We start from the raw sequence: 11,485 nt of genomic DNA on the forward strand, positions 1-11,485 counted from the left end.
TTTCATCTTACCACGACTTGCCCAATTTTGAAAGATCGTTTATTCATAAAACTCTGACTTTGTGCAAAAAAGAAAAAAGAGTGATATTTCCTCACTCTTTTTCCTGTCAGGATTGAAATTATTTAAAAATTTCCTTTGCGGATTTTTTCAAATCTTCGCTGACGGTGAGTCCAAATGTCTGTGCGGCTTTTTCGTTAATGTATAGATCGGCTTCTTTAGAGACTTCCACAGGAGTTTCCGCTACTGCTTTTCCATCCAATACTCGCGCAGCCATTTCTCCTGTTTGTTTTCCCATCTTGTAATAATCGATGCCATACGTCGCTACCGCACCGCGTTTAACGGTGTCCAAGTCAGAAGCATAGACCGGAATCTTCGCTTGCTCAGCCACACCCAATACGGCTTCAAAGGCGGAAACAACGGTGTTATCGATTGGAATGAAAATGGCTTCGGTTTTTTCAGCTAATGTACCTGCTCCCAATTGCACTTCAGCAAGGCTGGAAATACCCGCCTTTACGACTTCGATTCCTTTTTGCTTCGCTGCAGCTTCCAATTCAGCAACCTGTACACCCGAATTGACTTCCGAGGTGGTATAGATGACCCCTAACTTTTTCAGATCAGGTTGGAATTTTTGGATCAGCTCCAATTGCTGCAGCATGGAAACCTTGTCGGACGTACCGGTGATATTTTTATCCGGCTTCTCCAGAGATGCCACCAGCTGTGCGGACACAGGATCTGTCACGGTACTGAAAATGATTGGCACATCTGCAATCGTTTTGGCCACCGCCTGTGCGGACGGGGTCGCAATCGCTACGACCATATCATTTTTATCGCCTGCATATTTTTGCGCGATCGTCACCGTGTTGTTCATGTCGCCGTGCGCATTTTGATAGTCAACCTGCAGATTTTTCCCTTCTTGATACCCTTTCTCCGCCAATCCATCAAGGATTCCCTTGCGAACGGAATCAAGCGCAGGGTGTTCAACAAACTGGGTCAGGCCCAGCTTCACGGTTTTGGCAGCGGACTGCTCCGCTTGTGCTGGTGTGGTTGGTGCTGCTGCCGGAGTGTTCCCTCCACCGCATCCTGCCAATAATGCCACTACAGATAAAGACAATGCAAAACCAAAAACCTTTCTCATCTCAACTTCCTCCTCTAATCTGCTCTCAGCTAAAGAATTGTCTAACTTCTTGTCATTATAGCACATTTTCATATATTGAAAAGTTTTTTGCAAAGGAAACATCTTCTCTGCCGCAAAAGAAGAAGGCTCACTGTATGAGCCTTCTCCCCCTTACTTGATTTTGTCCATTTCATCTTGAAGCGTCTGTTTTTCATCTTCGCTTAAGATCTGCTCAGCCATTGGAAACAGGACCTGCTCTTCTTTCATAAAATGCTGGCTTAGAATCGCTTCGGCTTGAATCGCAATGTCTGCGATGCGGATCGCTTGTTCCCGCTCTACCATCCCGCTCAGCTCTGTGGTCGTCTGCAAAAATTGCTTCAAAAGCGCTTTTGCGGTATCATGCTCATACTCCATCACGGCGATAGGGCCGACTTCCCTCCCGATATGTGCGGCCATCATGTCAAAGAGCACATCCTCTTCCCGACGTGAATGGAGATCGAGCTCACCGACAAATCGCTCAACCTTGTCCCGCAAGACAAATAAGGATTCCGACCAGTCTTCCCGTCCGTCCCCCACTCCTACTTTCTGGGCCATTTCTCTAAAAGCGTCCATCTGTTCCCGCAAAGGTCCATGCTCTTTTTTCAATTGCCGCAATGGCGGGCAAAATTCTATATCAGAACCGCATTTTGCAAACATATTTGTGCACATGTCCATCGTAATAGACCTCCTTTTTCATCTGGTGCACTGTCAGTATAGACCGGTAAGCAAAACGGGACTATGACATCCGTCACAGTTTATCACACAAGACACAAAGAAGACTGCGTAATGAAACCGCAGCCACCTTTGAATGGAAACTATACTCGTTATAAGTGCGATCCACCAGTCGCATCAAGCAATTGAGCCGTTACCCAGCGAGCATCGGGGGAAGCGAGAAAGGCAACGACATCCGCAATATCCGACGCTTCCCCTATCCGCCCAAAAGTGGACATATCGGAAGCATATTGGCGGGCTTCTGTCGTGTTTAGCCAGGAAGCGTTTACGTCCGTATCCACGATACCTGGCAATACGGCATTGACGGTAATCCCGCGTGGACCCAGTAATTTGGCGAGATGGAGGGTAAACGTATTGATGGCACCCTTGGTCAGGTTGTATGCCATGATATGAGGATAAGCGATCCGGGTCACTCCCGAGGAGATATTGATGATCCGTCCGTTGTCCCGTATACGTGTCAATGATTGCTGAACAAGAAAGAACGGCGCTTTCACATTGACGGCGAATACCTCATCAAAGTCTTTCTCAGTGGTCTCCTCCAATGTTTTGGAGGTCCCAATCCCAGCGTTATTGACCAACACATCAAATTGATTGCTGCCGGTCAGACTCGTCAGCACTTCATCCAATGATTGGATCAGCTGCGCGACGCCTACCCCCGAATCCAATCCGGCCCCTACTGCGAATGCACGACCTCCCCGTTCCTCGATCGTCCGTACGACCTCTTCGGCCGCATCGCGCCGGGTGCCGTAGTGAACAGCGACCAGCGCTCCCTCTTCCGCCAGGCGAAGGGCGATTCCACGTCCGATCCCTCTGCTTCCTCCCGTCACGACTGCCACTTTTCCTTCTAAACGTTTCATGATCCAATCACTCCTCTTTTTTGTCTGACACGACTGTACACCTTCCCCTTAAGGGGAGAGTCAAGAGGCTACCAGATTCATTTGAAACGTTTGCGCATTTTACACTTTCTCGACTGGGATGACCAGCATGGCCTTCCTCGATTTTCCGTACATGTTCTTGTCAGTGGTCAAATATACTTCTCGAATCGGCTCACGATCAGCAGGTCGATAGCCATTAGCAGACATCCAGGAGGCAAGCTCATGCGTCGCTGAGCAAGTGTTGGCATATGGATCACAATGGTGGACGAGCGTCGCGGCCTTTGTCAGCCTCGGCAGGTGCCCGACCTTTACTCTGTCGCTGCTGGTGATCTCCCGCTTGATTCGAATCGCGACTTCTATGTCAGCGTGCTCATCCTCACTGCCACACTCATGCCAAAGCACCATGAGCGTCTCCTCCGGATCTTGGCCATACGATTCAACATACCGCTTGAGTTCATCCAGCAGCAAGCATATATTCATGCGAGGGATCGTGTCACGAATGGAGGCGACCAACTGTGTTTCGATCGTTTGCAGTGCTGCCGGATTTTTCTCCGTCATGTCATCGTCTTCATCAATATGCTGCATCCTCTTATCAATCTCGCTTATTTGCCGCATGGCTTCCTGGATCAGCTGCTCCAATTCCGCCCGTTTTCTTTCCAACGTGCTGAGCACCAGCTGTGGCGTTGCTTGTCCCGTTAGCAGGGGCATGATCTGCTCTAGCGTCAAACCCAGTTCTTTATAGGCGAGAATCCGTTGAACCGTCAGCAATTGTTCGGGTGAATAGTAACGGTACCCTGAAGCTTCATCCACGGCAATCGGTTTCAACATCCCGAGTTCATCATAATACCGTAGCGTTTTAACAGAAACTCTGCTTAACTTGGAAAAAGCGCTGATTTTGTACATCCTCAACCTTCCCCTTTTGAGGTTTATCTGGTAAAGTTTTCTCTCTTCCGTCCATCGTACCACCGGAGATGAGAGGGGTGAACCGGTTACTTGCACTTTTCCATAAAAAAAGCCTCACCGATGTTTACTCGGTGAAGCTCTTCTTGCTTTAGCCATTATGGCAAAACAACGATATTGCTGCTAACCAGCCGTTCCCTGCCATCTGAAGGACGATTCATAATCTTTCCTTTATAGTAGAAAGCACTGGAACCACCGCCATCCAGGTTAAACGCGTCCACTACATGGAACTCTTGCAGTTTTCTTTGCGCTTCTTCCAGCGTCACACCGTTACTCCAACCTTTTCGCCGGCCATCAATGACGATGAAAAGCAGATCTCCGTTATCGAAGTGGCCGATCAACGTCCGAGGCTGTCTTGCATTTGCCCAATCCCGAGGAATCGGCATCCGCTTTCCATCTTGCAAGAGTGTCGGCAAAAAGCTGGCTCCCTGCAGGATTCCTTTTTGGGCAATTTGCGCCTTAGAGGTAATTTTCCCGCCGACCAGACGCCCTTTGTTGTTAAAACCCACAAAGCTGTTTCTGGAATCATTGGAGAACGTCTTGATCTGTCCGTCCACCACCGTGATCCCAATCGGCGTCAGGATGCCCGTTTTTGATTTCATGAAACCACCTGCATTGATGGCAAGAATAGCGCCAGTCCGTTTCCCTGCGTGACTGGTTGTTTCGCCTCTGCTGCTGACTGCGTCATTGGCGAGCACCATTTTCAAGGCTTTGGGGTTATTAAGACGAACCTTAGCCATATACCCGCGGTAGCCTGCCTCTTCCAACGAGTATACTTTTACCGTTGAATTCGGGCCAAACGATTGACCGATTGGATTCCCGAGCATATTGCTGAGCAAGGTATCCAATACATCGGCCGACATTTTCGTTTGCGATTTGCTGGCAGTTAACAGTTGATTGACTTTTCGGTTCTGTTCCTCGTATTCTTTTTTCTCTTTTTTCGCTTTATCCTGAATGTCATCAAGCGCAACTTCGGTGTCATCCAATACCGCGGTCGTCTTCTCTAACTGATCCTGAATCTCGGAAATTTGCTGTTCAGTCGTCTCCAATGGGATCGTGAGTCCTTTGGCGGCGATCTGTTCAGCCGGGGATGACTGGGTAAACGCCAAGAGAAAGCCAAGCGCTGGCGCAAGCAGAAAAGCTAAAAAGCGATTGACCTTACCAAGCACGAGCTGCATCCTCCAGTTTCTTCAAGGAAGCTTTCAATTCCACCAGTTGCTTGTTCAATTGGTCAATACGATCTTGCAGCGCTTGCTTGGTTTGATTGGTTCCGCCGATCGTTTCCCCGGTCAGTTTGAGATCTTCTTCAATCGAGCTGAGGCCATCTTGTACCTTGACCATTTCGTCTTGCACAAGCACAAGCTGTTCCTCCAGCATTTTCACCTGTTTTTCATTGGCTTCTTCCACCTGGGCAATACGTTGATCCACATACTTTTGCTGCTGTTCAAGCGTATATTGGGTGAATGCATAGCCGCCATATACAAGTCCTCCCCAGATGAGCACGGCGAGAACAACCGGCACTACGGAACGTTTTCCTTCCGTTCTTGTATTCACCGTCGTCTGAAACAAGCTCGAAAAGAAACCAGCACGTTTGCGTTTTTTTGCTTCCTTTTCGGCAGTGCGCACTCCAAGTGCGGAAGATTGTGTGGTCGGGGCAGTATAAGCGTCTTTGCTCATAGCATGTCCTCCTTTCATGCAACAAAGGATGAGGGTTCATTATAACATATCATCTGTGTCGACGCCCCTACTCTATGACGTCGAAAAAGCTAGAATCGTTGCGAAAAAACAAAAAAACCAACGAAATCGCTGGTTATCGTTGTTATATGATGGTGCGGTCAAGAGGACTTGAACCTCCACGGTGTTGCCACCACTAGAACCTGAATCTAGCGCGTCTGCCAATTCCGCCATGACCGCATGTAAACGATTTGCTAGATTTACTATAGCAAGTTCACCCGATAAGATCAAGGAAAAAATGGGCGGTTAATCCAAATCCAAGTCGTAAAAGATATACGTATCAAGCTTGAAATGGGGGAAGATCTTGGACGCCTATCGACTTGACGGAAAAGAAGTGATGTGGACAGAGCCGATCGTCTCCCCATCACCTGCTGGGGATGAAACCTGGCCCTGCATGAAGGTGGATTTGGAAGAGCTTGAAGCCCATCCTCTCCTCCTCTTGCATGCCGTCACCTTAGTGGATTATTAATGGACGATCAGCCATCCGTTTATCCTTCGATCTTGACCGCAACCTGTGGATTGATCGATTTTTTCTTAAGCGAAGAGATGGTAAAGATCACCAACGCTCCCCAAATAAAGGCGAAGCTGAACAAATGCGTAGTCGTGAACGGTTCATGGAAAATGAATACCGCCAACAAAAGACTTGTACTCGGAGCGATGTACTGCAAAAATCCGACTGCCGCTAGCGTCAAGCGTTGGGTTGCCATGGCGAACCAATATAGCGGCAGCATGGTAGCCACACCAGACAACATCAAAAGAAAGATCATCCCGGGGTGCATGCCGAGTACGGTTTGCGTACCCTCTGTTTGCATGTAAATCAGGTAACCGAGGGCAATCGGCAGCACGAGCAGCGTTTCCCACGCGAGAGACAGCATCGAATCGATTTTCACCGTCTTTTTCAACAGCCCGTATGTCGCGAATGTGAGTGCAAGCGTAATCGCAACCCAAGGCATTTGGCCATATTCAAAGGTCAAAAAGGAAACGCCGATGGCAGCGAGTCCAATCGCGATCCACTGCCCGACTTTCATTCTTTCCTTTAGAAACACGACACCGAATAAGATGTTGATCAATGGATTGATGTAGTAGCCTAGGCTAGTTTCGAGCACGCGTCCGTCATTCACTGCCCAAATAAACAAAAGCCAGTTTGCGCTAATCACCATGGAACTAAGCAGCATCAGGAGCAACCGCTTCCGATCTTTCGCCAGCTCCCACATCATTTTCCAACGTTTGCCAATAAAAAGAATGATTCCAACAAACACAAACGACCAAATAATACGATGTGACAAGATCTCACCAGCCGGAACCTGCAAGAACAGCTTCCAATACAACGGCAGCAATCCCCACATGAGGTAGGCCAGTATGCCGTATATGACGCCTTGTTTCACACTAAGGACCCCTTCTTCAAAAAGTTTTCATACAGTGTACCTGAATTCTAAACATTTCGCCATATCCCCCATCGCAATATGCTGCACTTTGGCAATCTGACCTGATACATTCGGGGTGTTCTGACCATTGACACCGTGTCAAAATTGATTTTCAATAAGGTCAAATAAAAATCTGTTATGACAAGGGGTACATAGCTATGAGCATGAAGAAAGCATTGACCATCGCAGGTTCTGACACTAGCGGAGGAGCTGGACAGCAAGCAGACCTGAAAACGTTCCAGGAGCTTGGCGTTTTCGGAATGACGGCACTCACCGTCGTTGTTGCCCAAGATCCGGATAACGAATGGTTTCATAATGTATACCCGCTTTCCCTTGATGTGGTAGAAGCCCAACTGAGAACCGTGCTGGCAGGCATCGGCGTGGATGCTGTGAAAACGGGCATGCTGGGATCCACGGAACTTGTTGAACTGGTGGGCCGAACCATTGATAAATATGAATTGAAAAATGTAGTCATCGACCCAGTCATGATCTGTAAAGGTGCCGACGAAGCCCTCCATCCGGAAATCGCGGATGCTCTTCGCGAAATCGTGGTGCCACGGGCTACCGTCATCACTCCCAATCTATTTGAAGCTGCCATCCTGAGCAAAAAGTCCGAATTGAAAACGGTAGATGACCTGAAAGATGCGGCAGCCATCATCCATGAACAAGGGGCAGGCGTTGTCATCGTGAAAGGCGGCAACAAACTGGCACACGAAAAAGCAGTTGATGTGATCTACGACGGGAAAAACTTCGAAGTATTGGAAGCTGAGCGCATCCCGAATGCGTATACGCACGGCGCAGGCTGCACCTACTCCGCCGCGATCACGGCTGAACTTGCAAAAGGAAAATCCGTGAAAGAAGCGATTGATGTCGCAAAAGTATTTATCACCGAAGCCATTCGCCACTCTTTCCCCCTGAATAAGTATGTGGGCCCAACCAATCACGGTGCGTACCGAAATGCATTGGCAGCCCAAAAATAAGCTCGAAATCAAAAAAGTGTCCCTTACCCAGGGGCACTTTTTCTTATCCGGCTGGCGAAATCGAAGTGTTTCTTCTTACTGGTCAGGTCTGCCTCCTTTGTGATATGGTCTAACTATACGTCTAAGGTGCTCTAAGGAGGAATACTTGTGCAAATCAAGGTACTATTGTTTGCGGCTTTAGCGGAAAGGGCAAACAATCGGGAACTTTTCATAGACTTACCCGAATCATCCACCGTAGCAGAGCTTTTGGAGCAGATCGGGAATGCTCATCCTGAGCTGTCCTCTCTTTTGCCAAGCTGCTTTGTCTCTCTCAATCAGGAATATGCTTCCAAAGAGCAGGTCATTCAATCAGGAGATGAGGTTGCCATCCTCCCTCCTGTCAGCGGCGGCGAAGACGAACGCTTTCTCGTAACCGAGCAGCCTCTGCTTGCCGATCCATTGATTAAATTGGTCAGCAACCCTCATGCCGGGGCGGTCCTTACCTTCGTCGGAACTGTCCGTGAATTTACGAAGGGTCAGCGCACGGTTTCCCTCTCGTATGAAGCTTACGTCCCGATGGCGATCGACAAGATGAAGCAGATTGCCGATGAAATCGAAGAAAAGTGGCCAGGTGCCCGAGTCGCCATGCACCATCGCATCGGCAGCCTTGACATCGAAGAGATTGCCGTCATCATCGCCGTCGCGACACCCCATCGCAATGAGTCCTTTGAAGCCGGCAGATACGCGATCGAGCGTCTCAAGCAAATCGTGCCCATCTGGAAAAAGGAACGTTGGGAAGACGGCGGCGAGTGGAAAGGCCATCAGCAAGGGCCGTGGAACCCGCTGGCTGATGCAAGTGACTCAGAATGACATTTACGAAAGCCCGAGACCATGTGTCTGGGCTTTTTTATTGTCCATTCGGTTTACGTTGAGCACTGTAACCGGATATGCTTTCCAATCGTCCTTCTTAATAACGGATATGTTTACCGTAATTTCCAAGCATTGTATTAAGGGGGATAAACATGTATTGGGAGACTCTTCCTAATTGGTTTTGGGTTATTTATTACTTATTTTTAGTCACAACATTCGGTACTGCAATATTTAGTATCATCAAAATGAATATGAAAAGTTGGTCGATTGCAGCCATTGCCTTTACGGTAACAGTGCCAATCATCAGTCTGATAAAGAGCATTGGAAGAGCAGAAGGAATGAATGAATATGAGCATTTTGTGAGCCACTTGCAACAAGGATCCGTTTGGACTATTTTTGCACTCACAGGTTACGTATATTTATTTGTATGGTGGGCCTTGTTCTTCCTGAAAAGTAAAGCCAATCCTCAAGCAACATGTTCGGAATAATCTCCATATTGAACATATCTTCTACGCGGATATTGAAGATTCAGTAAAATCTTCATAAAAGCCTTTCCACATCCTTGAACGGCTCTTCAAACCGCAATCATTTTTATATCGAGAGGTGTAACTATGAAGCTGTCGATGCTCTCCATCTTGTTCTTTTCTCTCATCCACACATACCCGCCACATGAATACCACGTCTATTTCATCAGAGAAATGGCACCGCTCTACAATCAAGCATACACAGGTGATTGCACCCTACACATTGATGAATATGATCCCGCAATCATGTGGAAACAACGAACGTACTGGCGAAATTACCGATCCGATCAAAGTGGATTGGTCCGAGGCGAAAAAATAGGTGAAGTGAAATTCAAGATGAACGGCATGGTTTGTCCCGGCTATATCATGAAAAATGGCGACGCCACGGATGCTGCCATCGGTACCCCGATTTATACCGTCAAAGGATATGCAGAAGGATATCGATTGTTTGTCGGAGAGGATCTGTATGAAGTTCGCAAAATCCCTGGAGCTCGGATCATCGGAGACTTTAATGATATAGGCGGCAAAGTAAAGAAAATCACCATCCAATACCCGATAGAAAACTCCCCTTCCATCGACCTTTCCGGTGAGGACACCCAGCTTTTTGTAAAGCGATACCTGCAGTTAAAGCATGTCCCGTCTAGCAAGATATATCAACAATCCTCTGTTTACAGCCAGCCCTATTTTCTCAAGTTTACTCTGCAGGATCATTCTAGTTTTATCGAATCATTTCGGCTTGAAGAAAATGCCTTTACGCTTGGGTATGGTACTGAAGATACGAAAAGGATTCTTCTCCCTTACCTGCAAAAGCTGCCTCCTCTCCCGGCCGATAACAGATAAGAAACAAAAAGACTCCCTCGCGTGCTACGAAAGAGTCTGTAAAGAATGAAGATTCAATTGTTCTTAGACGTACTACCGCTCTACCCACCAATATGGGACATTTCCACTTTCTTGCGCTTCTGCAATTCTTCCGTATGTTTCAACCGTTCTTCCGAGTAACGATCGTCGCGTACACTCCAGACGGCGGCAATTAATGCGCGCAGCTCATCGTCTCCGATCCCCTCGCGCAGCGGCGCTCGCAGGTCTTCCCCTTGCGAAGCAAACAGACAGGTGTACAGCTTTCCTTCTGCTGACAAGCGAGATCTTGTACAAGTGGAGCAAAACGCATGGGTCACGGATGTAATCAACCCGATTTCCTGATTGGTCCCTTTGTAACGATAACGGGAAGCCACCTCTCCGAAATAGTTGGCTTCAATCGGCTCCAGCGGCATTTCGGCATTGATCATCTCCACGATTTCTTTTCCGGACACGACCTGGTCCAGCTTCCAGCCATTGCTGTTGCCCACGTCCATAAATTCGATAAATCGCAAAATATGTCCCTGTTCACGGAAATATCGGGCCATCGGAAGGATGTCCTGATCATTCACACCGCGCTGCACCACCATATTGATCTTGACGGTCATGCCTGCTTTGGCAGCCGCTTCAATTCCGTCCAGTACCGTTTGAACCGCATAGCCACGTCCGTTCATTTTGCCGAAGCGTTCATCATCCAAACTGTCCAAGCTTACCGTCACCCGTTGTAAGCCGGAATCCCGAAGCGCCGCCGCATGTTCCGCCAGCAGCGAACCATTTGTCGTCATGGCAATATCCTTTACTCCGTCCACTTCGCTGATCATCTGAATCAACTGCGGCAAATTTTTACGCAATAAAGGCTCTCCGCCTGTGATCCTGATCTTCTCTACACCCAAGGAAGTGAATACTTTGGTTACCCGTACAAGCTCTTCAAACGTTAGCAGCTTGTTCTGGGGTAAAAATGCGTAATCGGGCCCAAATATTTCAGCCGGCATGCAGTATTGGCAGCGAAAATTGCATTTATCTGTTACCGATATGCGAAGATCTCGGAGCGGACGTCCCAACGCATCTGCTATGTTTTTATCCAAACGGTCCACGCTCCTTTATCCATGTTCTTCACCGAAAACTGTAGATCCATTGTAACTTGTTTTCCTTGATATTCAAATATGAATCTGTGCCAAAACTGTTGCAAAACGGATGATTGGAAAAAGTCCACACTTTTCAAATTTGCATGATTATGTTAAACTGTCCTTAGTTAAATAACTTGGTACAAACGGTGGAGCCTGTCAACAAGGGCTCTTTTTGCGTTTTTTTCGCAAAAACTGTTTTTTATGCTGCGAGGAGCCTAATCATATAGGCTCCTCAGGCTGTCGAGAAAGTCGACAGCCTTTTTATTTCTCTA

The 11,485-nt window shown here is 47.8% G+C and carries 13 protein-coding genes and 1 tRNA gene; 5 read left to right on the forward strand and 9 right to left on the reverse strand.

All coding sequences use genetic code 11. The features are described 5' to 3' along the window. Positions 1-118 precede the first annotated feature (118 nt). The 7 genes from EIZ37_RS13650 to EIZ37_RS13680 form a co-directional block, all read right to left on the reverse strand. Entirely contained in the window at positions 119-1,135 is a 1,017-nt protein-coding gene (locus tag EIZ37_RS13650; RefSeq protein WP_134685157.1) for an ABC transporter substrate-binding protein, read from the reverse strand. Between the two features lie 150 nt (positions 1,136-1,285). Further along, a complete protein-coding gene (locus EIZ37_RS13655; RefSeq protein ID WP_235828018.1) occupies positions 1,286-1,828 on the reverse strand; it encodes a hemerythrin domain-containing protein in 543 nt (180 codons plus the stop codon). Between the two features lie 149 nt (positions 1,829-1,977). Next, complete coding sequence (locus tag EIZ37_RS13660; protein WP_134685158.1) at positions 1,978-2,742, reverse strand: SDR family oxidoreductase; 765 nt, start codon at positions 2,740-2,742, stop codon at positions 1,978-1,980. Positions 2,743-2,841: 99 nt separating this feature from the next. Beyond that, on the reverse strand, positions 2,842-3,663 hold the full coding sequence (locus EIZ37_RS13665) for a MerR family transcriptional regulator (protein WP_134685159.1): 822 nt from the start codon (positions 3,661-3,663) through the stop codon (positions 2,842-2,844). A gap of 155 nt (positions 3,664-3,818) precedes the next feature. Beyond that, entirely contained in the window at positions 3,819-4,889 is a 1,071-nt protein-coding gene (locus tag EIZ37_RS13670; RefSeq protein ID WP_134685160.1) for a phosphodiester glycosidase family protein, read from the reverse strand. Then, positions 4,879-5,397: a hypothetical protein gene (locus tag EIZ37_RS13675; RefSeq protein ID WP_134685161.1), complete on the reverse strand. Its 519-nt coding sequence runs from the start codon at positions 5,395-5,397 to the stop codon at positions 4,879-4,881. Before EIZ37_RS13675 ends, EIZ37_RS13670 begins: the two co-directional genes overlap by 11 nt. A gap of 150 nt (positions 5,398-5,547) precedes the next feature. Next, positions 5,548-5,634, reverse strand: a tRNA-Leu gene (locus EIZ37_RS13680). A 124-nt stretch (positions 5,635-5,758) separates the two neighbouring features. Here EIZ37_RS13680 and EIZ37_RS25955 point away from each other — a divergent pair. Further along, a complete protein-coding gene (locus EIZ37_RS25955) occupies positions 5,759-5,923 on the forward strand; it encodes a hypothetical protein (protein ID WP_167568859.1) in 165 nt (54 codons plus the stop codon). Between the two features lie 19 nt (positions 5,924-5,942). Here the strand turns inward: EIZ37_RS25955 and rarD are convergent, their stop codons facing one another. Next, positions 5,943-6,839, reverse strand: a complete 897-nt coding sequence (gene rarD / locus EIZ37_RS13685) for an EamA family transporter RarD (RefSeq protein ID WP_134685162.1) — start codon at positions 6,837-6,839, stop codon at positions 5,943-5,945. 197 nt (positions 6,840-7,036) lie between these two features. Here rarD and pdxK point away from each other — a divergent pair, with 197 nt between their 5' ends. The 4 genes from pdxK to EIZ37_RS13705 all read left to right on the forward strand — a co-directional run bounded on the left by pdxK (position 7,037) and on the right by EIZ37_RS13705 (position 10,071). Further along, a complete protein-coding gene (gene pdxK / locus EIZ37_RS13690) occupies positions 7,037-7,858 on the forward strand; it encodes a pyridoxine/pyridoxal/pyridoxamine kinase (RefSeq protein WP_134685163.1) in 822 nt (273 codons plus the stop codon). 147 nt (positions 7,859-8,005) lie between these two features. Beyond that, positions 8,006-8,707, forward strand: a complete 702-nt coding sequence (moaD, locus tag EIZ37_RS13695) for a molybdopterin converting factor subunit 1 (RefSeq protein ID WP_134685164.1) — start codon at positions 8,006-8,008, stop codon at positions 8,705-8,707. A 152-nt stretch (positions 8,708-8,859) separates the two neighbouring features. Beyond that, complete coding sequence (locus EIZ37_RS13700; RefSeq protein WP_134685165.1) at positions 8,860-9,195, forward strand: hypothetical protein; 336 nt, start codon at positions 8,860-8,862, stop codon at positions 9,193-9,195. Positions 9,196-9,318: 123 nt separating this feature from the next. After that, the gene (locus EIZ37_RS13705) at positions 9,319-10,071 is read left to right on the forward strand and encodes a hypothetical protein (RefSeq protein WP_134685166.1); all 753 of its coding nucleotides are present in this window, start codon (positions 9,319-9,321) and stop codon (positions 10,069-10,071) included. 80 nt (positions 10,072-10,151) lie between these two features. Here the strand turns inward: EIZ37_RS13705 and moaA are convergent, their stop codons facing one another. After that, entirely contained in the window at positions 10,152-11,171 is a 1,020-nt protein-coding gene (gene moaA / locus EIZ37_RS13710) for a GTP 3',8-cyclase MoaA (protein ID WP_134685167.1), read from the reverse strand. Between the last annotated feature and the right edge of the window lie 314 nt (positions 11,172-11,485).

Origin of the sequence: Brevibacillus migulae (assembly GCF_004521915.1) — a bacterium.
GTDB lineage: Bacteria > Bacillota > Bacilli > Brevibacillales > Brevibacillaceae > Brevibacillus_F > Brevibacillus_F migulae.

Bases quoted from the DNA above. Each gene is read 5' to 3' on its own strand.
- EIZ37_RS13660 (WP_134685158.1), bottom strand. From the start codon at position 2,742: ATGAAACGTTTAGAAGGAAAAGTGGCAGTCGTGACGGGAGGAAGCAGA.
- pdxK (WP_134685163.1), top strand. From the start codon at position 7,037: ATGAGCATGAAGAAAGCATTGACCATCGCAGGTTCTGACACTAGCGGA.
- EIZ37_RS13655 (WP_235828018.1), bottom strand. From the start codon at position 1,828: ATGGACATGTGCACAAATATGTTTGCAAAATGCGGTTCTGATATAGAA.
- EIZ37_RS13650 (WP_134685157.1), bottom strand. From the start codon at position 1,135: ATGAGAAAGGTTTTTGGTTTTGCATTGTCTTTATCTGTAGTGGCATTA.
- EIZ37_RS13675 (WP_134685161.1), bottom strand. From the start codon at position 5,397: ATGAGCAAAGACGCTTATACTGCCCCGACCACACAATCTTCCGCACTT.
- EIZ37_RS13665 (WP_134685159.1), bottom strand. From the start codon at position 3,663: ATGTACAAAATCAGCGCTTTTTCCAAGTTAAGCAGAGTTTCTGTTAAA.
- EIZ37_RS13700 (WP_134685165.1), top strand. From the start codon at position 8,860: ATGTATTGGGAGACTCTTCCTAATTGGTTTTGGGTTATTTATTACTTA.
- EIZ37_RS13705 (WP_134685166.1), top strand. From the start codon at position 9,319: ATGAAGCTGTCGATGCTCTCCATCTTGTTCTTTTCTCTCATCCACACA.